Consider the following 20,701-nt stretch of genomic DNA (forward strand, 5'->3'; position numbering starts at 1 on the left):
CAAGAACGGACTGATCGCTATAAGTCGGAACTGACCGACTCAGGCTCTAGTTACACGTTTGGCAACAAGACATTAACAGAGTGCGAATTAGTCCTTGACTATGTTTGACTACATTTTAAGGAACAGAGGAAGTCAGGAGCAGAGTTTTATTTACCCGTTTTTTCTTTAATAAACGCCCGGGCAAATTTAATTTTTTCTTTGACCGGTTTGGGCAATTTGGGTGGAATCATCTTCGCCACCTGGTTAAACCAGACCAGCAGGCCAAAGTCACCTTCCATTTTGATGGTGCCACTTTGCATACCGGTCATGAATGCTGTCGGGTCACCTTTGACCAAGGTCTTTACACCCTGTTCACTATCAGCAAACTGCAATACAAAATCTGCTTTCTCTGCATCACCTGAAACCGTCTCAATCTGGCCATTATTGACAATAATTTGACGTGCCATACCTTCATCTGTGCCAATCTGGATCCGGAATTGACGCTCATGTACCAGTTCAATAAATTTTGGGCTGGTACGTGCCAATTGCTTCATACGTAAAGCCAGACCCGCGACCAACAAGTCCAGTGGATCGGTACTCATATCAATAAGAGGAAGTTTTAACACAGGAATGGACGACAGTTTCATGGAGGATGCCTATTCTAATTGTACGAAAATTGACAAATATCCTAGCATAATTCTTGGCTAGGTTGATTAAGCAGTTTGTATCATATTTCTAAGCTAAAAAATGCACCCGTGGGTGCATTTTTTCTTTGCGATTTGTAGACTTAACGGCTCGAAAGCTGCTGCTGGTCATCTTCATAGACTGGCGTATGTTCGATACAACGGCGTTTTGCCAAGGCACGCTCTGCACGACGGTCTTCACGCAATAATAAGAAAGTGACCACCATCATGACTGCTGTCAATGCACTCAGATAACTATAGGTCATTGGCAGATCAAACCAGGCTTGTGTGCCTACACGAATCATCTCAATCAAGCCCCAGACCAACATCCCGGCTGCCATAAAACTCAACCAGCGACGATAAGGCGAGAAGAACACAGCAACTACAGCTGCAGCGACTAAACTGAAGCCCACGATCGTTGCTAAATTCGCTGTTACCATATAAACCCCTCCATCCAAATAGATAGTTTGCCTGTTTGATATTGCAACGGTTCTATCTATTGAATTTCGTTCAATCAATAAAATGGAATCTGTTGATTTGTATCTCTATGCCTGCATTATGCTGAGTTTTTTGCATAAAAAAAGTCCTGTGATCTGGTCTCACGACATACTTTGTCGCGATATTATATTGTCATTACATTTTTTGCTTTTGGCATTTTTGTGGATCAATGACTGTGTCAATGTTGGCGTGTCATTACAAAATTATCAGGGCTGTTATTGACTGAAAAAATTATTTTTCCGTTTAAGATGATCGATGTTTTTATAGTCAATCTTCTCTGCTGGCTTGGTCACCTTAGTACAAAGGCAATCAAAAAACGCGACCCTGAGGTCGCGTTTATTCTATCAAAAATAGTGTTTATGCCTGATTCAGGTCTTTATCGTGTACCCCGAGCAGATACAGCACCCCATCCAGACCGACACTGGAAATCGCCTGCGTGGCATTTTGACGCACCAGTGGCTTGGCACGGAAAGCCACACCGAGTCCTGCAATCGATAACATTGGCAAGTCATTGGCACCATCACCGACTGCAATGGTCTGTTCCAGGGAAATTCCCATCTCTTTGGCAATTTCGCCAAGCAATAAAGCTTTACGCGCGCCATCGACAATATGACCTTTGACTTCACCCGTGACTACACCATCCTGAACATCAAGCGCATTGGCATGCACTTCATCAATATCCAGTTTGCCTTGCAAATATTCGGCAAAGTACTGAAAACCACCCGACAGAATTGCAGTACGGTAACCCAATGCTTTCAAAGTTGAAATCAGGCGTTCAGCACCCTCGGTAATGGTCAGGCGCTCGGCAATTTTCGGCAGTACCGATGCATCCATGCCTTTCAATAAAGCCACACGGGCACGGAAACTGGCCTGAAAATCAAGTTCACCCTGCATGGCGCGTTCGGTGATTTCAGCAACCTGCGCACCGACCCCTGCTTCAATCGCCAGTTCATCAATCACTTCCTGTTCGATCAGGGTCGAGTCCATATCAAAGCAGACCAGACGGCGGTTACGGCGATAGGCATTGTCTTCCTGAACCGCAACATCGACATTCAGTTCACTGGACAAACGCAAACAGGCAGCACGCATGGCTGCGGCATCCAGCATTTGTCCTTTTAAACCAAATTCGATACAGGCACGTTTCGGACCGGTACTGCTGCCATCCAGGGCCGGACGGCCAGACAGACGGGTCACGGTTTCAATATTGAAGCCCTGACTGGAAACAATATGGGTCACGGCTTGCAGATGGGAGGCATTTAATTCAGGGGCCAATGCCGTTACGATATAACGTGTACGCCCACCCTCTTTGACCCACTGATCATATTCAGTCGCAGAGATCGGTTTAAAGCGCACAGTTAACCCGATATCATGTGCTAGAATCAGGATTTCCTTCATGGCTAATGCTGTCGCCGTCTGGTCATCAGATGCTACAACAATACCTAAGGTTAACTGATTATGAATAACCGCTTGCCCCACATCTAAAATCTGTAGGGAATGGGCGGACAAAACCTGCATTAATCGTGTAAATTGATTAGGCTGGTCAGGTCCTAAGAATGATATAAGAATGATTTCTCGCATGAATTGACTCGGGTCTGAGCTACAACTATTGTTAGAATCATAATCGAAATTGAACAGAATTGCCTTGGAAGTTTACGTTGAATGCGCCTAGACAAGGGCTATTTGCTAGCCTATTGATTGTAAGTTTTGCTCTGCATACCTTTTTACTGGTATTGGCAACCACTCACCAACTGAATGAAAACCGCACCAGTCAGGGGCAGCTGATCACCAGTCAACTGGTGACAGACAGCCTGTCCGAGCTGGAACCGGCCAATCGTGTTTCTCTGGCTTTGCTGGCAAATCGTTATGCGACCAACCCGAGTGTGGCTTCGATTCGAATTCTGGATGCGAAAGGTCAGGTTTTAGCAACCGGCGGACTGACCAAAACTCGCGATGGTGAAGTTTTTGTCCGTGATGCACTGCAAAACGAGAAAAAAGTTGGTCTGATTGAAATCACCCTGATTGAGCCAAGTATGGGTGAAATTCTGCGGACGCAATGGCTGGCGATTCTGTTCTCTTTCATTATTCATGCTTTGATTTGGGTGGCATACCGCGCGATCGCGCGTCCTAGCCGAACCGAATATCTGGCACGCATTAACAATGAATCCCGTTTAAAATTCGAGATTCAGACCCTGACCCAAGCTCTGGAACAGGAAAAGCACAATGCTGCGCTGGCCATTGCCCAAGCCCAGCAGGCAGTAAAAAATAAAGCCAAAGAAAAAGAACATAAGCCAGCTGTACTGGAAAGCGATAGCCTGAGCTTGAATATCCAGTTCTATGACCCAAAACAGTTACTCGATAGCGTGAATAAAACCGTATCGGTGCCTTATTTCAACCTGTGTCAGATTTTCCTGAATAAAGCCACTGAACTCTGTGTGCAGCGCTACAAACTGAATGGCAGTGATATTAGTACTGTGCATAAATTTGATGAAAAAGGTGCCACTATCAACATTGCGGCAGACAAGCCAAATGCCTTGGCCTGCCTGACCATGATCAGTGCGGTATTCCAGTTACTCTCGGAAGTACTGTATAAACGCTATCGTGAAGAAAAACGTTTTGTACTGCAAACCCGTAGTGCAATTGCGTCTAAAGTCGAGGAGATGCAGCTCAGCTCGGTGCAGGCCTCTGAGCGTCTTAGCCAGCACCTGGTCGCAAAAGAAAGTGCCTTACATGTCCCGAATAGCTTGCTAAAAGATGTGAGCGAACATTTCCAGCTGGTCAGTATGCCGAATCCAACCAATGTCCTGACCCGTCATGCCTTTGTAGTGAATGGCATGGATGCAGAAACGGCTGAACTGGCACAGACTTTTAGAACCGAGATTTTAAAATCCAAACAGTCCAAAGCCTCATAAAGGTTGTACAGTACAAAGCCCGATTTTAAATCGGGCTTTTTTGTGCGCAGAATTTTTAAGCTGTTACTCGTCAAGTTCTATTATTCAGCGCCTTGCAGCAATTAAAATCACTGCCGCATTTTAAAATTCTAGCTGTCTGTATCCAGATTTTGCTTTGGCTCTAATGTCGTTACCCTGCTTTTGGCTGCCCAATAGGTGGCCAGAGCTGGCCCTGAAATATTGTGCCACAAGCTAAAGATCGCACTGGGCAAAGCCGTAAGTGGAGAAGCTGCAAAATGGGTCGCAGCCAAAGCCACACCCAGACCTGAATTCTGCATTCCCACCTCAATCGATACCGCACGACAGTCTATTTCCGCCAGCTTAAAGATACGACTGGCCCAATAACCCAGCAAATAACCGAGACCATTATGCAAGGCCACAATCCCCAAGATCAGTAGTCCGGATTGCAAAATCTGAGCTTTGCTGCCGGCAATAATCGCTGCCACAATCGCGACAATGGCAATCACAGAAATCAGCGGCATCACCTGAATATAGGCATTTACTTTTTGCTTGAGCAGACTCCGTACAATCAAGCCCAGAAGAATTGGAAATAGCACCACTTGTAGAATCGACACCAGCATGGATAAGGCATTGATCTCGATCCATTGGCTGGCCAAGAGATAAAAAATCGCAGGGGTCAGAATCGGAGCCAATAAGGTTGAGACGGAAGTACAGGCCACAGACAGAGCAGTATTGCCTTTGGCCATATAGGTAATGACATTGGAGGCAGTACCACCCGGACAGCAACCGACCAGTATCACCCCGATCGCAATTTCCGGCGGCAACTGGAACAATTGACACAAGAGAAAAGCCAGACCCGGCATCACTACAAACTGGGCCACGACCCCAATCCCGACAGCTTTCGGACTTTGTAGCACACTTTTAAAATCGCCTACGGTCATGGTCATGCCCATACCAAACATGATGATGCCCAGCATCCATGGAATATAAGCGCGTAACCAGACAAAGCCCTCGGGCAGCATTAAGGCAATGCCGGAAAACAGCAGCACCCATAAAGCAAAGGTTTTTTGGACAAATTGGCTAAACTGGAGCAAGGCTGACATGGGGTTCATCCAGGGGTACAAAGGGAGAATAATAACAAGATAAAACAGGCATCTCTCAATACCAGAAATCTGAAGATTTAAATGCGCCGAAGATCAAATAAATATCCGAAGCGCATCATGATAAAATTTTAAACCGGCTGAACGATATCTTTGGTATAGATGCGTTTTACCCCATGCGCCAGCATATCTTGCCAGGCATGTTGCAAGGAACCATTCAGATCAATGCCCTTGCTGGCATCGGCAATGACATAGGTCTTAAAGCCCAGTTTGCAGGCATCGATGGCGGTCCAAGCCACACAGAAATCGGTAGCAATCCCAACCACAAATACCGTATCAATACCACGTTCACGCAGATAGCCGGCCAAACCGGTTGTGGTTTTCTGATCTGCTTCCATAAAGGCGGAATAACTGTCAATCCGGGAATCAAAACCCTTGCGGATAATCAGTTGCGCTTGCGGTAAATTTAAATCCGGATGCAACTCGGCATCTACTGTCCCCTGCACACAATGCTTTGGCCATAAAACCTGAGTGCCATAATCCAGCTGAATGCTGTCATAAGCCGCTTTAGCGGGGTGATTGTCTGCAAAAGAAATATGGTTTTCTGGATGCCAGTCCTGCGTCAGGATAATATTTTGAAAATACTGCCCCAATAAATTGATATTGGGGATAATCTGGTCAGCATTGGCCACTGCCAGATTACCCCCTGGGGTAAATCCTCTTTGTACATCTACGACCAGCAATGCGATATAATTTTGCATGTATTTTCATCCATTGAAATCTCGATTTATGTCCAAGCATAGCGCAAATTGTTATCGGATTTTTAGAGCGGCTGCTAAAAACCCTGTGACTGCATATTCTGATTCTGCCTGTTTTTAACCGCACTGCGGATCTGATTCCTTGAATTTTAAACACAAAAAAGCCTGCAAAAGCAGGCTTTTTCAAATCTTGGCCTATTACACTTTGGTACGGTTCACCAGGAATAGCATACACAGTGCAGAAATGATGATACATGGGATTGCGGCTGTAATTACCCCTGCGGCACCAAAACCTGCCACCAGGAGCTGACCTGCGATGACTGGGCCTAGCATGGCACCAATACGACCGACTGCAGAAGCAACACCGACACCGGTACCGCGCACTTCTGTTGGATACACGATACTACCAAAGGCATAAAGTACACCCTGACAGCCAATTACGAAGGCACCTGCCAATGCTGCTGCCATATACATCTGGTTCAGTGAGCTTGCACCATTTAGTGCCAATAGACCTGCAAGAATACCGCCGTACATCAACAGGATCACATACGCTTTTTTCCAGCGATCGGTCAGCATACCCAGGATAATTGTACCAATCGTCGCCGTAACCATGAAGTAGAACTGTGCGGTTGAACCGTCCTTACGGGTAAAGCCAAGTTCCATAAACAATGAGGGTAACCAGCTCAGCATGATGTAAACCACCATCAGCGTGAAGAAGTAGCTGATCCAGATGCACATGGTACGTAACAGGTTGTCCGAATTAAACAGGTCCTTAAATGAACCTTGTGGTGCAACGGCAAGTTCTGCTGCAGTTTTGTTCTGTGTTTTCAGGTATTCCTTCGATTCAGGCAAAAATAGCATCATCAATGGAATTGCAAAAATCGGTAACAAGCCGCCCAGATAGAAAACATTTTTCCAGTTGGCACCAAATTCAGTCGCAGCAATTAAAGATAAAATCGCAGCACCCACAGGCATACCGCAATACATCAAGCCGACTGCACGACCACGATTTTGCGGCGATACCGCTTCAGAAGCGAGTGTGATGAGAATCGGCATCGCACCGCCCAGACCTGCTCCGGCCAGAAAACGTACTGCCAGCAGACTGTTAAAGCTATTGACCCAAACTGTACATAAAGTGAATATGGCAAATGTTGCTGTCGACCAGATCAACACTTTCTTACGGCCGATACGGTCTGCAAATCGACCGCCGATCAGTGCACCGGGTAATAAACCCAGAATCCCTGCACTAAAAAACACACCCAACTGGGAACTATCGAGACCGAAGTGTTCACGCACACCGGCTGCAGCAATACCAGCAGCCTGAATATCCAAGCCTTCAATCACCGCTATCAGAAAACAGATGGCGACCGTGACGATAGCATGCTTATTGTCTGATTTTTCCATTGGATTATCCTTGTTCAATCAGCGTTACAAAAGAAAGACCATCATCTATGAGCCTGAGCGCAGAAATAACTATCAATAAGTTGAACGTTTTACTTGGATATCCCCACAGCAGCTGAAGCAGCTCCATGCAATAGACCTTGAGATAAAGTCGCAAAAGCAATTAATCAAAAAGTTTTAAAATTCACAATTTATGCTTTAAGACTTATACATCAAGTTAAAAAACCAACCGATTAGAAAAATATTATGCAATTCATTGATATTAAAAAAAGATTAATAGATTCAATTTTTCAACCTGTTTACATCAGCTTAGCCTCCAGACAAAGATGTTTTACATATAGATTCATCCAATAAAAATATTAATTCAGCAGCTAAAAACAACGAAATTCATGACTTGGCCGAGATTTTTACTCAAATCGAGCTAATTTTGCAGACAAAATTCAACAATATCTCGCTGAGCCGGGACTTAAGTCGCAGTTTGACCGCGGTATTTCGCCGGATAAATCATCTAATTTATTACTTGATTGTTTTCAAAAGGCTTTGTATAAAGAATTGAGTGGCTTTGACTAAAGCATATTGTTCTTATGCGTTTGATCAGTCATAATTTGCATAAGCAATCTTCAATTCAGCGCAAGTCCATTGAATTTGCTATAAATCAAAATACAAATCCATCCCAATTTATGTTTTCTCATTCCTTTCGGATGGACAAATAGGATAGTTTTTTAAAATGACTCAGCAAGCACAGACCATTCAAGGTTCCATAGTCGCAATCGTCACCCCTATGTTTGAAGATGGCAACGTAGATTGGAAGGGTCTCGAGAAGCTGGTTGAATGGCATATTGCAGAGGGCACCAACAGTATTGTTGCCGTTGGAACGACAGGCGAAGCCTCGACCCTGAGCATGAGTGAACACACCCAGGTGATCAAAGAAATCATTCGTGTGGCCAACAAACGTATTCCTATTATTGCCGGCACAGGCGCAAACTCGACCCGTGAAGCCATCCAACTTACCCGTGAAGCCAAAGAACTCGGCGCCGATGCTGCTCTTCTGGTGACGCCTTATTATAACAAACCGACCCAGGAAGGCTTGTACCAGCATTATAAAGCTGTGGCTGAAGCGGTCGATCTTCCGCAGATTCTGTATAATGTCCCTGGCCGTACCGGTGTCGACATGCTGAATGAAACCGTGATTCGTCTGGCCGATATTCCACAAATCGTCGGGATTAAAGATGCGACGGGTGATGTACCGCGTGGTGCTGAACTCTTGCAAGGTCTGAAAGACAAAGACATGGTGGTCTACTCAGGTGATGATGCAACGGCATATCAGCTGATGGGTCATGGCGCCAAAGGCAATATCTCGGTCACAGCGAATGTGGCTCCGAAAGCCATGAGTGAAGTGTGTGCCGCTGCCATTACAGGTAATGCTACAGACGCTGAACAGTTAAATGCTCAGGTTGCAAATTTACACAATATTTTATTTTGCGAATCAAACCCAATTCCTGTGAAATGGGCACTCCATGACATGGGCTTAATTGGTACTGGCATTCGCCTTCCATTAACACCACTTGCAGAACAATATCGCGCTCCGCTTCATGAAGCACTGGTCGAAGCGGGCGTTATTAAATAAAAGAGCACAAGATTATGCAATTACGTTTAGGACTTAGCCTTACACTTTCAGTATTCAGTTTGGCAGGTTGTAGTTCAATGGCCTTTAATAACGGCACTTTAGACTATAAAGAAACTACAACTCTGGACGCTTTACAATATCCTGAAGGCGCCATGGTACGTCCTGCAACGCCATTGTATCCTGCTCCAACAGTCGATCCGCTTGCAATTGAAAATGCACCGAAGCTTGAAAACCAGCGTGGCAACCGTTTTGCCTTGCCACGCCCTCAGGCCCAGACTGAGAACACCGCTCAAGCTGAGCTGACTGAAAGCAATGCTGTTGGTAAACCACAGTTGGTCACAGACGGAAATCTTAATCCGCTGCTTAAAATTGACGGAAATTCTGCTACAATTTGGCAATATACGCTTGCCACCCTCAGCAGCCTGAATCATAGCATCGTTGCGCAGAATAAAAACCGTTACGAAGTCACGATTCGGGTCGACCAGCAAACCTATGTATTAAGATTATCTTCTGTCGGTTCAAGTAATAACCTCGCTGTGTTCAATGCCGATAACAGTTTTGCCGACCGTGAAAAAGCCGCAGAACTGCTCAACCAGATTTACCAAAATTGGCCAGCCTAGACATTTCTAGGCATTTTTTTTTGTAAAAGGTTCCCTCATGTTAAAACAAACCTTGCTCTATACTGGTAAAGCGAAATCTGTCTACACCACAGACAGTTCAGACCATCTGATTTTAGTCTTTCGAGATGATGCCTCTGCATTCAATGGCGAAAAAATCGAGCAACTAGATCGTAAAGGCAAGGTGAACAACCGTTTTAACGCCTTCATCATGGAAAAGCTGGCAGAAGCGGGTATTGAAACTCACTTTGAAAAACTGCTGACTCCAAATGAAGTGCTGGTGAAAAAACTGGATATGATCCCGGTTGAATGTGTGATTCGTAACTATGCAGCTGGTTCTTTATGCCGCCGTTTAGGTGTTGAAGAAGGTAAAGAACTGACTCCATCTACATTCGAATTGTTCTTTAAAGACGATGCGCTTGGCGATCCAATGGTCAATGAATCGCAAGCGATTGCTTTAGGTTGGGCGACTGCTGAGCAACTGGAAAAAATGAAAGAATTGACTTATCAAGTCAATGATGTGCTAAAAGCATTGTTTGATGCCGGCAACATGATTCTGGTCGACTTCAAACTTGAATTCGGTGTATTCCATGACCGTATCGTTTTGGGTGATGAATTCTCTCCAGACGGTTGCCGTCTATGGGACAAAGACACCAAGAAAAAACTCGACAAAGACCGTTTCCGTCAAGGTTTAGGCGGTGTGGTTGAAGCCTATGAAGAAGTTGCGGGCCGTTTAGGTATTAACCTCGACAACATTTAATGGCGTAGTCCATTGCTTCAAAAAAACCGAGCTCAACAGCTCGGTTTTTTTATCCCTGATTTTTTTGGCTGGGCCAGATTAACCTTTTAAGCTTTAATCGAAAAAACAAATATTACAGATAAAAATGATCGCTTTTACATTGGAAAATCTATGGTCTAATATCATCACATACTAGGCAAATCAGTGAGCTGATTGATTTAACTCAAGGTTTGCCGACCAGATTGATCGGCTACCCTCTAGGATGTTCTCTCCCTTAAAAAACATCCTAATTTCTGCCCAATTCGCCTTGAATTGGGCTTTTTTTTGCCTGAGTTTAATCTATTTGTGTACTGATATTATTGCTGCTGTTGCTGTTGTTGCCAACGGCGTTGCTGTAAGCGCTCTCCTTCAACTTCACGTTTATTGCGTGCCGACTCATACAGTTTGGTATCCTTCAGTTCTGGCGGCATATAGTCTTGCAGCACAAAATGCTCAGGATAATGATGCGGATACAGATAATCCACCCCGTAGCCCTGTTCTTTCATCAGCTTGGTCGGTGCATTTCTCAAATGCAAAGGCACCGGCAAATTCGAGGTTTTATCTGCAAGCTCCATTGCCTTGTTAATTGCCAGATAGGTGCTGTTACTTTTGGCACTGGTGGCTAAATACACCGCACATTGTCCTAAAATAATCCGGCATTCCGGCATGCCGACGGCCTGCACCGAACGGAAACATTCACCCGCCAGCAATAAGGCATTCGGATTGGAATTACCGATATCTTCAGAAGCTGCAATCAGCATACGGCGGGCAATAAATACCGGATCTTCACCGCCTTTGAGCATGCGTGCCATCCAGTACAGCGCTGCATCGGGATCACTGCCGCGAATTGATTTTATAAAAGCCGAGACCAGATCATAATGCTGTTCACCGGACTTGTCATAACGGGCAATATTTTGCTGTGCCACTTTCACCACCCCTGCATTGGTGATGATATTTTCCATATCCGGTTCAAAAGTACTGGCAATCAAATCAAGTAAATTCAATGCTTTACGGGCATCACCTGCTGCGAACTGCACCAAGGCATCAAATTCTTCAATCAGGATATGTCGTTCCTGCAAAAAACGGTCATTTTGCAAGGCTTGTGTGAGCAGAGTCTGAATCGATTCCGCACTCAACGCATTCAGGCTATACACCTGACAACGTGACAATAAGGCACTATTCACTTCAAAAGACGGGTTTTCGGTAGTGGCACCAATTAAGGTAATTTTCCCTTTTTCGACCGCATTTAACAGTGCATCCTGCTGGGATTTATTAAAGCGGTGAATTTCATCAATAAACACCACTGGCGTCAGCAGATCACCACCATCGGCAATCACTTCACGCAGCTCTTTCACTCCGGTATTCAGGGCAGACAGACTGATAAAAGGCCGATCTACCGCTTGTGCCAACAGTAAGGCAATGGTGGTTTTTCCAACGCCGGGTGGTCCCCAGAAAATAATCGACGGTAGATGACCCTGATCAATCATCTGGCGTAAGGGCGCCTGTTCCCCCAGCAAATGTTCCTGCCCGATAATCTCTGCAAGGTCACGTGGTCTTAAGCGTTCTGGAAGCGGGATATGACTATCTGACATGTTATTATTGGCTCAAACTAAATTCTGATCTCATTCTAACACCAGCAGTTTTGATTCCAAGATTGCAAACATAAAGCATAAAAAATTAATTTATGTAGAAATCCTCTATTTTTTTAATTCTGAATGAATTAATCTTCATAAAAGCAAGTAATTTGAACATGATTAATTGTGAATTAATTACAGTGTAATTTTCATATTGTTTATTCTAATTAAAAGAAACTTATGTCGCCCCCCTGGGTATTTTTTGGGTTGTATTGGTGAATGCATGAAGCATGATAAATTTGAACAGGGAGCTGTGAGCCAGTCGCAACCTCTGCTGGCAACATCACTGAGTTCAACCCCTGTTCATCTGTCTGAATTAATTCAGCTTCAAAAACTGATTGATGCCTTACCCCAACCTCTCTGGGTCAGTAGCAAAACACATCTGCACTATTTTAACGCCGCCATGACCGATTATCTTGGTGTGAACCTGAATGAACCGGGCAATATATCGTGGCAGAGTTTCATTCATACCGAGGACTTACAGCTGTTTTCGAAGCTGTGGCATGCGGCACTGGATCAGCATCAGAATTTTGAAACCCAGTGCCGGATTAAACGCAGCGATACCCATTATCGTATGTGTACGCTGGCGGTAAAATTTCATCATGATCCGGAAGATGTGTTGCAGTGGGCGGTTTCACTGACGGATGTGCATGATTATTTTGAAATCCAGCAACAACTATCTCAAATCGTTTCAACCCAGGAAAATATGCTGGATGCCAGCGCAGACTGCATCCATATTATCAGTCCTGAAGGTCAGATTCGGCATAGTAACCAGTCTGACGGTCTGACACCAGAAAGCGAAACAACAGCGCAAGATCAGGACAGTTCTTTGTCCTGGCTGAACCGTTTAGCACCTGAAGCCCGAAAATCTGCGCAACGTGCACTGAAACAGGCAGTCCTAGGCTTAAATAGCCGTTTTTCTAGCAAAACTCAGAGCAAAGACCAGCCAATCCAATATTGGGATCATCTGCTGACCCCGATTCTGGATCAGCACAATATTACCCAAAGCATCCTCTGTGTCTCACGCAATATCAGTCAGCAAAAAATTGCAGAAACCCGCTTAAAAGAAGCCATTAAACGAGATGAACTGACTGGTCTGTATAATCGCAGTACCTTCTATAAAACCTTTAAACAGGTGCTATTAAAAGCGCAACAACAGCAGACCAAGGCGGGTCTACTGCTGATTGATCTGGATTATTTCCGGCACATCAATGACACCTTGGGCCATATTGCTGGCGATCATCTACTCCATGTTCTGGGTCAGCGTTTCCAGGCCTGTTTCGGCCCGAATACCATTGTGGCCCGTTTGGGTGGAGATGAATTTGCAGTTCTGGTGAAAAATCTGGAAAGTGAAGAACAGCTGCTGGCCACGGCGCAACTGGCCTATAGCCAGCTGGATCAACCGATCAATTATATTGGCGACAGTATCAGCAGTGCTATGAGTATTGGCTGTGCCATCTATCCACGTGATGCCCTGAACACCTCGAATCTGTTGAAGTGTGCCGACATTGCCTTAAATGATCTGAAAAATAGTGGTCGTGGCGGCATCCGCATGTTTAATCAGGACATGTGTGGTTCGCTGGAAAATATGACCAAGCAGCTGACTTTGGCCCGCAAGATTATTCTGGCCGATCAGATCATTCCCTACTATCAACCCAAAGTTCGTCTGTCTGATGGTGTGGTGATTGGTTTTGAAGCGCTGTTACGCTGGCAAGATCAGGATCAGCAGGTGCAACTGCCTTCCGAGATTTTTGGTGCCTTTCAGGACTATGAGCTGGCCTCACGTATCAGTGAAACCATGCAGCTGAAAGTCTTTGCCGATATGAGTCGCTGGCAGGCCCAAGGACTGGATCTGTTGCCGATTTCAATCAATGCTGCACCGGTTGAATTTTTGCGCGATGACTATGCTGAAAAAATGTTGGCCCGCCTGTCCAATTTTGATATTCCTGTGAATAAGGTGGAACTGGAAATTACCGAACAGAGTCTGTCCGAGCATGGTGCCAATTATGTAATCCGGGCCCTGAACCTGCTGAAACAGGCCGGAATCCAGATCTCACTGGATGATTTCGGCACCGGGCATTCTTCACTAACCCGTTTACAAGACTATCCGGTGGATTGCATCAAAATTGACCGCAACTTCGTCGAGCGTATGAACAGTGACCCGTCCGCCTTGGCGATTGTCAAAGCCATTACCCAGATTGGTTCCAGTATTGCTTTGGATGTTCTGGTCGAAGGCATCGAAAATACCGAACAACTCGATACCCTGATCCATTGTGACTGTCAGATTGGACAAGGCTTTTATTTCTATCGTCCGATGGCCGGTGCTTCGGCTCAGGCCCTACTGCAGCCGGCAAATCAATAGCTACTTATCGCGGCAAATTAACGCACCCAACGCACGATATAGTCTTCGATGTCGTCTTCAGGAATGTCGGCTTCACTCAGGCAGCGCCCTGCTGCCGACTTGCGTGCCTGAATCACACTTTCCCGTGAACCGCTGATCAGATAATGCCAGGATGGCAGGCTTTTGCCCTGCTCGACCCGGCGATAAGCACAGCTTGAAGGCAACCAGTGAATCGTTTCCAATTTTTCTGGCGTGAGCTGAATACAGTCTGGCACATAGTGCAAACGCTCTGGATAATTGGAGCAACGCGCAGTCGTACAATCCAGCAGTTTGCAGGCCACTTTGGTATAAGCGACTTCCTGGGTATCTTCATCTTCCAGTTTAATCAGGCAACAGAGTCCGCAACCATCACACAAGGCTTCCCACTCGGCTTGCGTGAGTTCGGCAAGGCCATAGTTTTTCCAAAATTCGGGACGTAAAGTATCGGTCATGATCAGGTCGGCGCACTCAAAAATCAGCTGATTATAGCAGCCCAAACCGCGCAGACCTACCGCTCAAATTCTTATTACCATCACGTAAACTATTGTTAAATCATAGACAGTTCGTCAACAAAACACTAACAGTCGCTGGAATCGTTTATTTCTATACTAAATTTGAAAATAAAAACACATGGAGAATATATATGTTTCGCTGGGCTATTATTTTTGCTGTTATTGCATTAATTGCGAGTCTACTTGGTTTCGGTGGAGTAGCAGGCTTATCTAAGGATTTTGCAATTATCTTGTTAGTAATTGCGGTGATTCTTGCGATCGTTGGATTTCTTTCCCGCGGTAAGGTCTAGATTCAGTTTAGATTGAGTCGAAGCAAGTATGATCCTTCGAAAAAAACAAGAGCCTTCTGGCTCTTGTTTTTTTTATGGCTTTATTAAGCGAATATCAAGTTCAATATTCACTTAAGGTTTTAAATGATGCGGTCTAAAACCTGCCACCAGCAAGGCCGCCAGATAGGCCACCACACCAATGACACACAAGATGAGTACTTCTGCGACACGCATCCATTGCGACACATCGGCATTATACCAACTTAAGGCATAAGCCAAAGCTGCGATCATCACCACATTGGCAAACATGAATTGCAGGAAGATTTTTTTCCAGTGCGGGCCAAAGCGGAAAATATGACGCTTATGCAGATAGTAATAAAGCAGGCCGGCATTCACCATGGCTGAACCGGTCGATGCCAGTGCCAGTGCCATATGTTCTGCTTCCCAGTCAATCAACTTGAAGATACCGATAAAAATCACGTTCAGGATTGCATTGGCAGCCACAGCCATCAGACCGACACGCACCGGTGTTTTGGTATCCTGCTGTGCATAGAAACCCGGGGCAAAGACTTTAATCAACATAAAGGCAATCACACCACCGCTCATACATTGCAGCGCCAGAGCCGTCATTTGGGTATCTTCAAAGCTGAACTGACCACGTTCAAACAGGGCCTGAATGATCGGGGTCGACAGCATAAACAAGGCAATACTGGCCGGTAAACCTGCCATTACAATCACTTTAGCGGCCCAGTCCATCATGCCGCGGAATTTTTCCGGATTCTGCTCGGTATGTCGTGCCGATAAAGATGGCAAAATGACAGTACCAATCGCTACACCAATCAGGCCAAGCGGCAACTCGGTCATGCGCTCAGCACTATACAGCCAGGACACCGAACCATCCTGCATAAATGAAGCCCAGATGGTATTCAGCAGCAGGTTAATTTGCGTGACGGATACACCAAATAAAGCCGGCAGCATCAACTTCATGATGCGATCCACGCCTTCATGCTTGAAGTCAATTTTAGGTGGGATCAGCAGGTTTTTACGCCACAGTTCAGGAATCTGAATCGCCAGCTGTAAAATACCGGCAATGATGACTGCCCAGCCCAGTGCCATAATCGGCTCGGCCATATGCGGAGTCAGCCAGAGCGCACCAGCAATCATGGCGACATTGAGCAAGACCGGTGCAAAGGCCGGTGTACTAAAAGAGCCATAACTGTTCAGAATACTGCTGGCAAAAGCCGTCAGTGACATGAACAGTAAATAAGGAATGGTCAGGCGGAACATGTCAGTCGCCAAGGCGAATTTCTCAGGATCGCTATGGAAACCGGGCGCATAGATATACATGATCAACGGTGCAGCAATCACTGCGAACATGGTCAGCAGACTCATTACCGTTGCCAGACAGCCAAAGACCCGGCTAATCAGAATCTGCACTTCAGCATGGGTACGACTGGTTTTGTATTCGGTCAAAACCGGAATAAAGGCCTGTGAGAATGCCCCTTCGGCAAATAATCGCCTGAAAAAGTTTGGAATACGAAATGCGACCACGAAGGTATCGAAGTCCTTACCCGCACCAAAGACATTCAGTAAAACAATATCTCGAACCAATCCCAGTACACGTGACAACATGGTCATCGCACTGACAATGACGGTCGAACGCCAAAGCGCCATCCTATTCACCTAATGTATAAATTTGTGGCTATTGTAATGAAACCTCTGTCAGAAGTTCATTGCTTAATTGCATCCCTCAAGCGAGGTTGAGGTATTTTTATAATGCTGTAACTGGCAACGAAAATCAGCCCAGTTAAAATACGGTCCCGGATCGGTCTTACGGCCCGGGGCAATATCCGAATGTCCGGCAATATGCTGCTGAATTTTAGGATAATAATCTTGCAAACAGGCAGTGACTTTGATCAAGGCTGCATACTGTACCGGTTCAAAAGGCAAGTCGTCACTGCCTTCCAGCTCGATGCCAATCGAATAATCATTACATTCTTTTTTACCCAAATAGGTCGAACGTCCGGCATGCCAGGCACGGTCATTAAAATTGACGAATTGCAGTACCTCACCAGAACGCAAAATCAGCAGATGGGTCGAAACCTGCATCCCTTCAATGCTTTGAAAATAGGGATGGACTGACCAATCCAGTTGATTTTGAAAAAACTGTTCAATATAACCGCCGCCAAACTGTGAGGGTGGCAGACTGATGTTATGCACCACAATGAGCTGAATCTCGGTATTGTCCGGACGCTGGTTAAAATTGGGAGAGGGAATGTGACGTGCGCCCATCAGTTGTCCATTCTTAACCTGAAACTCGGCTGCCTGTTGCATAAAACCATTCTCTCCAAAAATAAAATCTGCACGATCAGGGTTGCAGCCGGCTTCATGCTAAAACTTTCAGGCACAAATCTCAATTCATCCCGGCAGACTGTAGGAAAAATCGCTCATTTTTTATGTAACAGTGCTAAGATAATGCGCAATTTTCACGGCTTAAAAGATACGGAAATACTCATGCGCATATCTCAAGCGTTGCTAGACCAGTCGATTCAGATCAATATCCAACAGGCACTTTCAGAAGATATTGGTGACGGTGATATTACTGCCCTGCTGACCCCTGAAGATGAACAGGCCACTGCCACGATCATCAGCCGTGAAGATATGGTACTGGCCGGGCAACCTTGGGTGAATGCCTTGATTCAGGCTTATGATCCAAGTGTTGAAGTCATCTGGCTAAAAAATGAGGGTGATCAGGTTCAAGCCAATGAAACTTTCCTGAAACTGGCCGGTTCTGCACGCAGTTTATTGACTGTGGAACGTCCTGCGCTGAATTTTGTCCAGACACTGTCTGCCGTTGCGACGAAAACAGCGCATTATGTCAAACAATTGGATGGCTTAAATACCAAGCTGCTGGATACCCGTAAAACCCTTCCTGGCCTGCGTATTGCACAAAAATATGCCGTTGCCATTGGTGGTGGTCAGAATCATCGTCTGGGTTTATTCGATGCCTTTTTGATTAAAGAAAATCATATTATGGCCGCTGGCGGAATTGTTCAGGCGATTGCCAAGGCACACCAGATTGCGCCGGGCAAACCGGTCGAAGTAGAAGTGGAAACCTGGGATGAACTGAATCAGGCCTTAGAGGCCAATGCGGATATCGTGATGCTGGATAATTTCAGCCAGCAGCAAATGATTGAGGCAGTACAGCATGTGGCCGGCCGCTGCAAACTGGAAGCATCTGGCAATATCACGATCGAAAATTTACGTGAAGTTGCCAGTAGCGGTGTCGATTATATTTCGATGGGTGTCTTGACCAAAGATGTCAAAGCTGTGGATTTATCGATGCGATTTAATGCTGAAGCCTAAATTCGATAGATGACCATTGAGGGTGCGAAGCACCCTTTTTTGATTTTTAGAAATTTTTTTGCATATATTTTGCTCAATTTTCTATTTTAGACCTTAATCATCATCGTCGTCCCGATTACCTCGACGATCGCGGTCATCATCGTCACCATCACGGTCGTTATATCTTCCGTTATCCTCCTCACGATCCTGATTTAACACTGAACGCTCGTCATCCTTCCGCTGATTGCCCCAGTCACAGGCGCTTAGTCCAAACATGCCCAGCAAAGACATTGCACAAATCCACTGTTTCATCTCGCATTCCTCATTGTGATATCGTTTGAATATCGGGGCAAAATAGATCTGGATCTAGCCGATTCATGTCGGAATTTTGTCAGGAAGTTTTGTGCTGCATTTTCAATGGGCTATATTCTGAAATTTCCGGCATAAAAAAACGCATCCGGAGATGCGTTTTATATTTGGCAGTAATGAATTACCAGCCCAAAGCTTGTTGCTGCTTTTTCACCAGCTCCTGAATGCCTTTCTCGGCCATTTCCAGCATGGCATCCGATTGGGCACGGGTAAATGGTTTGTCTTCCGCAGTGCCCTGAATTTCAATAAATTCACCGGCCTGTGTCATCACCACGTTCAAATCGGTTTGACAGTTCGAATCTTCTTCATAGCAAAGATCCAGTAATACTTCATCTTTGAAAATACCAACAGAAACCGCAGCTACCAGACCTTTTAATGGATCATGTTTGATTTTCTTTCTTTCCAGCAAAACATTCATGGCATCGACCAGCGCCACCGCAGCACCGGTAATCGCTGCAGTACGGGTACCGCCATCAGCCTGAATCACATCACAGTCAATGGTAATGGTATTTTCACCCAGCTTTTTCAGGTCAACCATTGAGCGCAAGCTACGACCGATCAGACGCTGGATTTCCTGGGTACGGCCACTCTGTTTGCCACGTGCCGCTTCGCGGTCGCTACGGGTATGGGTTGAACGTGGCAACATGCCATATTCAGCCGTCACCCAGCCCTGGCCCTGGCCTTTCAGGAAACGTGGAACAGAACTCTCTACACTGGCAGTGCACAGTACTTTGGTATGACCAAACTCAACCAATACCGAGCCTTCCGCATAACGTGTATAGTTACGGGTAATTTTCACTTCACGTAATTGATCTAATGCTCGTTGGTCGATACGCATGATAAGTCCTGTATAGGCTAAAAATAATTGCGGCTCAGTATAACAGAAGCCTTTGCCAAGATTGGTCAGCCGGATGATTGATTTACAAAATCGATGCATCAGAGTGCGGTTAAATATCGAAATTCTGCCGACCTGTGGCGCTACGATTTGCCTTAATTTTTGCTAGACTAAATCTCCCCTTGAGGAAACCCATTTATGTCCTTACGTGAAGATCGCAAGCAGCAAAGCCATCAGGCGCTACTGGATGCCACACTGGCCTTGAGCAGTCAGGGTCGCGCTTTTAGCACCATCAGTCTGCGTGAAGTCGCGCATGCCGTTGGACTGGTGCCCACGGCATTTTATCGGCATTTTCAGGATATGGAGCAGTTGGGACTAGAGCTGCTGGATCAGGTCGCGATTCATCTCAAGGGAGTGCTGAATCAACTGGGACAGGCCTATCTGTATCAGCCCAACACCCGGACTAAAACCGGAATTGAGCTATTTTTTCAGGCAGTCGAATATCACCCTGAACCCTGGATTTTTTTTGTTGCAGAACGCTGGGGGGGCTCGGCAATGTTACGTGCAGGAATAGAACGGGAAATTCGTTTTTTGACTGAAGATGTCATGCATGAACTGGAAAAAATGCAAGCCGCCCAACATATCCAGTCTTCGCAAGATTTGCAGGCACTGGCACAGATGCTGATTGATCTGTCGCTGAACTGGGCCATGGGCTGGATTCATCTGCAACATCAGGCTGATCCAGAGCTACGCCGCACCCAATCCAATGTCTTTAAAACCCAAAGCGTGCTACAGATGCAGCTTTTATTGCGAGGGATTTTGCACTGGCATCGAATTCCGACAAAAACAGCAGATCCCTCAATCAGTACAGAAACAAGTACTGTTCCTTAAAATGTAGTCAAACATAGTCAAGGACTAATTCGCACTCTGTTAATGTCTTGTTGCCAAACGTGTAACTAGAGCCTGAGTCGGTCAGTTCCGACTTATAGCGATCAGTCCGTTCTTGC

Annotated in this window: 20 protein-coding genes; 8 read left to right on the plus strand and 12 right to left on the minus strand. The window is 45.6% G+C overall.

Annotated features, from left to right (window positions below; all coding sequences use genetic code 11):
- Positions 1–146 precede the first annotated feature (146 nt).
- From FTU82_RS13165 to serB, 3 genes are all read right to left on the minus strand, one after another.
- Positions 147–626, minus strand: a complete 480-nt coding sequence (locus FTU82_RS13165; RefSeq protein ID WP_005173328.1) for an SCP2 sterol-binding domain-containing protein — start codon at positions 624–626, stop codon at positions 147–149.
- 140 nt (positions 627–766) lie between these two features.
- Positions 767–1,102, minus strand: a complete 336-nt coding sequence (gene aciT / locus FTU82_RS13170; protein WP_074383829.1) for a ciprofloxacin tolerance protein AciT — start codon at positions 1,100–1,102, stop codon at positions 767–769.
- A gap of 415 nt (positions 1,103–1,517) precedes the next feature.
- Entirely contained in the window at positions 1,518–2,738 is a 1,221-nt protein-coding gene (gene serB, locus FTU82_RS13175) for a phosphoserine phosphatase SerB (RefSeq protein ID WP_180101443.1), read from the minus strand.
- Between the two features lie 77 nt (positions 2,739–2,815).
- On the opposite strand from serB, the gene FTU82_RS13180 reads away from it, so the two are divergent.
- Positions 2,816–4,069, plus strand: a complete 1,254-nt coding sequence (locus tag FTU82_RS13180; protein ID WP_180101445.1) for a hypothetical protein — start codon at positions 2,816–2,818, stop codon at positions 4,067–4,069.
- Positions 4,070–4,197: 128 nt separating this feature from the next.
- On the opposite strand, the gene FTU82_RS13185 is transcribed toward FTU82_RS13180, so the two are convergent.
- The 3 genes from FTU82_RS13185 to mhpT form a co-directional block, all read right to left on the minus strand.
- On the minus strand, positions 4,198–5,172 hold the full coding sequence (locus FTU82_RS13185; protein ID WP_074383826.1) for a bile acid:sodium symporter family protein: 975 nt from the start codon (positions 5,170–5,172) through the stop codon (positions 4,198–4,200).
- 128 nt (positions 5,173–5,300) lie between these two features.
- On the minus strand, positions 5,301–5,930 hold the full coding sequence (gene pncA / locus FTU82_RS13190) for a bifunctional nicotinamidase/pyrazinamidase (protein ID WP_180101447.1): 630 nt from the start codon (positions 5,928–5,930) through the stop codon (positions 5,301–5,303).
- A gap of 195 nt (positions 5,931–6,125) precedes the next feature.
- Positions 6,126–7,331: a 3-(3-hydroxy-phenyl)propionate transporter MhpT gene (gene mhpT, locus FTU82_RS13195; protein ID WP_100329541.1), complete on the minus strand. Its 1,206-nt coding sequence runs from the start codon at positions 7,329–7,331 to the stop codon at positions 6,126–6,128.
- A gap of 724 nt (positions 7,332–8,055) precedes the next feature.
- On the opposite strand from mhpT, the gene dapA reads away from it, so the two are divergent.
- The 3 genes from dapA to purC are packed head-to-tail and all read left to right on the plus strand — an operon-like array spanning position 8,056 to position 10,332.
- Complete coding sequence (dapA, locus tag FTU82_RS13200) at positions 8,056–8,955, plus strand: 4-hydroxy-tetrahydrodipicolinate synthase (protein WP_180001043.1); 900 nt, start codon at positions 8,056–8,058, stop codon at positions 8,953–8,955.
- 14 nt (positions 8,956–8,969) lie between these two features.
- Entirely contained in the window at positions 8,970–9,575 is a 606-nt protein-coding gene (locus tag FTU82_RS13205) for a lipoprotein-34 precursor (NlpB) (RefSeq protein ID WP_100329542.1), read from the plus strand.
- Positions 9,576–9,612: 37 nt separating this feature from the next.
- Entirely contained in the window at positions 9,613–10,332 is a 720-nt protein-coding gene (gene purC / locus FTU82_RS13210; protein WP_005173343.1) for a phosphoribosylaminoimidazolesuccinocarboxamide synthase, read from the plus strand.
- A gap of 335 nt (positions 10,333–10,667) precedes the next feature.
- Here the strand turns inward: purC and FTU82_RS13215 are convergent, their stop codons facing one another.
- The gene (locus FTU82_RS13215) at positions 10,668–11,942 is read right to left on the minus strand and encodes a replication-associated recombination protein A (RefSeq protein ID WP_005173345.1); all 1,275 of its coding nucleotides are present in this window, start codon (positions 11,940–11,942) and stop codon (positions 10,668–10,670) included.
- A 265-nt stretch (positions 11,943–12,207) separates the two neighbouring features.
- Between FTU82_RS13215 and FTU82_RS13220 the strand changes: the two genes are divergently transcribed.
- Positions 12,208–14,346 (plus strand): bifunctional diguanylate cyclase/phosphodiesterase, encoded by a 2,139-nt coding sequence (locus tag FTU82_RS13220; RefSeq protein WP_180001044.1) that lies wholly within the window; start codon positions 12,208–12,210, stop codon positions 14,344–14,346.
- A gap of 17 nt (positions 14,347–14,363) precedes the next feature.
- Here the strand turns inward: FTU82_RS13220 and FTU82_RS13225 are convergent, their stop codons facing one another.
- The gene (locus FTU82_RS13225) at positions 14,364–14,819 is read right to left on the minus strand and encodes a YcgN family cysteine cluster protein (protein WP_171063370.1); all 456 of its coding nucleotides are present in this window, start codon (positions 14,817–14,819) and stop codon (positions 14,364–14,366) included.
- Between the two features lie 188 nt (positions 14,820–15,007).
- On the opposite strand from FTU82_RS13225, the gene FTU82_RS13230 reads away from it, so the two are divergent.
- Positions 15,008–15,166 (plus strand): DUF1328 domain-containing protein, encoded by a 159-nt coding sequence (locus FTU82_RS13230; RefSeq protein ID WP_004647174.1) that lies wholly within the window; start codon positions 15,008–15,010, stop codon positions 15,164–15,166.
- Positions 15,167–15,277: 111 nt separating this feature from the next.
- Here the strand turns inward: FTU82_RS13230 and murJ are convergent, their stop codons facing one another.
- Both murJ and ampD read right to left on the minus strand, forming a co-directional pair.
- Complete coding sequence (gene murJ / locus FTU82_RS13235) at positions 15,278–16,828, minus strand: murein biosynthesis integral membrane protein MurJ (RefSeq protein WP_180001045.1); 1,551 nt, start codon at positions 16,826–16,828, stop codon at positions 15,278–15,280.
- Positions 16,829–16,882: 54 nt separating this feature from the next.
- A complete protein-coding gene (ampD, locus tag FTU82_RS13240; RefSeq protein ID WP_005173355.1) occupies positions 16,883–17,479 on the minus strand; it encodes a 1,6-anhydro-N-acetylmuramyl-L-alanine amidase AmpD in 597 nt (198 codons plus the stop codon).
- A gap of 180 nt (positions 17,480–17,659) precedes the next feature.
- Between ampD and nadC the strand changes: the two genes are divergently transcribed.
- Positions 17,660–18,511, plus strand: a complete 852-nt coding sequence (gene nadC, locus FTU82_RS13245) for a carboxylating nicotinate-nucleotide diphosphorylase (RefSeq protein WP_180001046.1) — start codon at positions 17,660–17,662, stop codon at positions 18,509–18,511.
- A gap of 93 nt (positions 18,512–18,604) precedes the next feature.
- Here the strand turns inward: nadC and FTU82_RS13250 are convergent, their stop codons facing one another.
- Positions 18,605–18,802: a hypothetical protein gene (locus FTU82_RS13250; protein WP_074383821.1), complete on the minus strand. Its 198-nt coding sequence runs from the start codon at positions 18,800–18,802 to the stop codon at positions 18,605–18,607.
- Positions 18,803–18,980: 178 nt separating this feature from the next.
- Positions 18,981–19,697, minus strand: coding sequence for a ribonuclease PH (rph, locus tag FTU82_RS13255; RefSeq protein WP_005173362.1), 717 nt, complete (start codon positions 19,695–19,697; stop codon positions 18,981–18,983).
- Positions 19,698–19,892: 195 nt separating this feature from the next.
- On the opposite strand from rph, the gene FTU82_RS13260 reads away from it, so the two are divergent.
- On the plus strand, positions 19,893–20,585 hold the full coding sequence (locus FTU82_RS13260) for a TetR family transcriptional regulator (protein WP_180001048.1): 693 nt from the start codon (positions 19,893–19,895) through the stop codon (positions 20,583–20,585).
- The last annotated feature ends 116 nt before the right edge of the window (positions 20,586–20,701 follow it).

Origin of the sequence: Acinetobacter sp. YH12151 (assembly GCF_013418355.1) — a bacterium.
Classification (GTDB): Bacteria; Pseudomonadota; Gammaproteobacteria; order Pseudomonadales; family Moraxellaceae; genus Acinetobacter; species Acinetobacter pseudolwoffii.

Coding starts and splice junctions, on each gene's coding strand:
- FTU82_RS13165 (WP_005173328.1), bottom strand. CDS start 626: ATGAAACTGTCGTCCATTCCTGTGTTAAAACTTCCTCTTATTGATATG.
- aciT (WP_074383829.1), bottom strand. CDS start 1,102: ATGGTAACAGCGAATTTAGCAACGATCGTGGGCTTCAGTTTAGTCGCT.
- serB (WP_180101443.1), bottom strand. CDS start 2,738: ATGCGAGAAATCATTCTTATATCATTCTTAGGACCTGACCAGCCTAAT.
- FTU82_RS13185 (WP_074383826.1), bottom strand. CDS start 5,172: ATGTCAGCCTTGCTCCAGTTTAGCCAATTTGTCCAAAAAACCTTTGCT.
- pncA (WP_180101447.1), bottom strand. CDS start 5,930: ATGCAAAATTATATCGCATTGCTGGTCGTAGATGTACAAAGAGGATTT.
- mhpT (WP_100329541.1), bottom strand. CDS start 7,331: ATGGAAAAATCAGACAATAAGCATGCTATCGTCACGGTCGCCATCTGT.
- dapA (WP_180001043.1), top strand. CDS start 8,056: ATGACTCAGCAAGCACAGACCATTCAAGGTTCCATAGTCGCAATCGTC.
- FTU82_RS13205 (WP_100329542.1), top strand. CDS start 8,970: ATGCAATTACGTTTAGGACTTAGCCTTACACTTTCAGTATTCAGTTTG.
- purC (WP_005173343.1), top strand. CDS start 9,613: ATGTTAAAACAAACCTTGCTCTATACTGGTAAAGCGAAATCTGTCTAC.
- FTU82_RS13215 (WP_005173345.1), bottom strand. CDS start 11,942: ATGTCAGATAGTCATATCCCGCTTCCAGAACGCTTAAGACCACGTGAC.
- FTU82_RS13220 (WP_180001044.1), top strand. CDS start 12,208: ATGAAGCATGATAAATTTGAACAGGGAGCTGTGAGCCAGTCGCAACCT.
- FTU82_RS13230 (WP_004647174.1), top strand. CDS start 15,008: ATGTTTCGCTGGGCTATTATTTTTGCTGTTATTGCATTAATTGCGAGT.
- ampD (WP_005173355.1), bottom strand. CDS start 17,479: ATGCAACAGGCAGCCGAGTTTCAGGTTAAGAATGGACAACTGATGGGC.
- nadC (WP_180001046.1), top strand. CDS start 17,660: ATGCGCATATCTCAAGCGTTGCTAGACCAGTCGATTCAGATCAATATC.
- FTU82_RS13250 (WP_074383821.1), bottom strand. CDS start 18,802: ATGAAACAGTGGATTTGTGCAATGTCTTTGCTGGGCATGTTTGGACTA.
- rph (WP_005173362.1), bottom strand. CDS start 19,697: ATGCGTATCGACCAACGAGCATTAGATCAATTACGTGAAGTGAAAATT.
- FTU82_RS13260 (WP_180001048.1), top strand. CDS start 19,893: ATGTCCTTACGTGAAGATCGCAAGCAGCAAAGCCATCAGGCGCTACTG.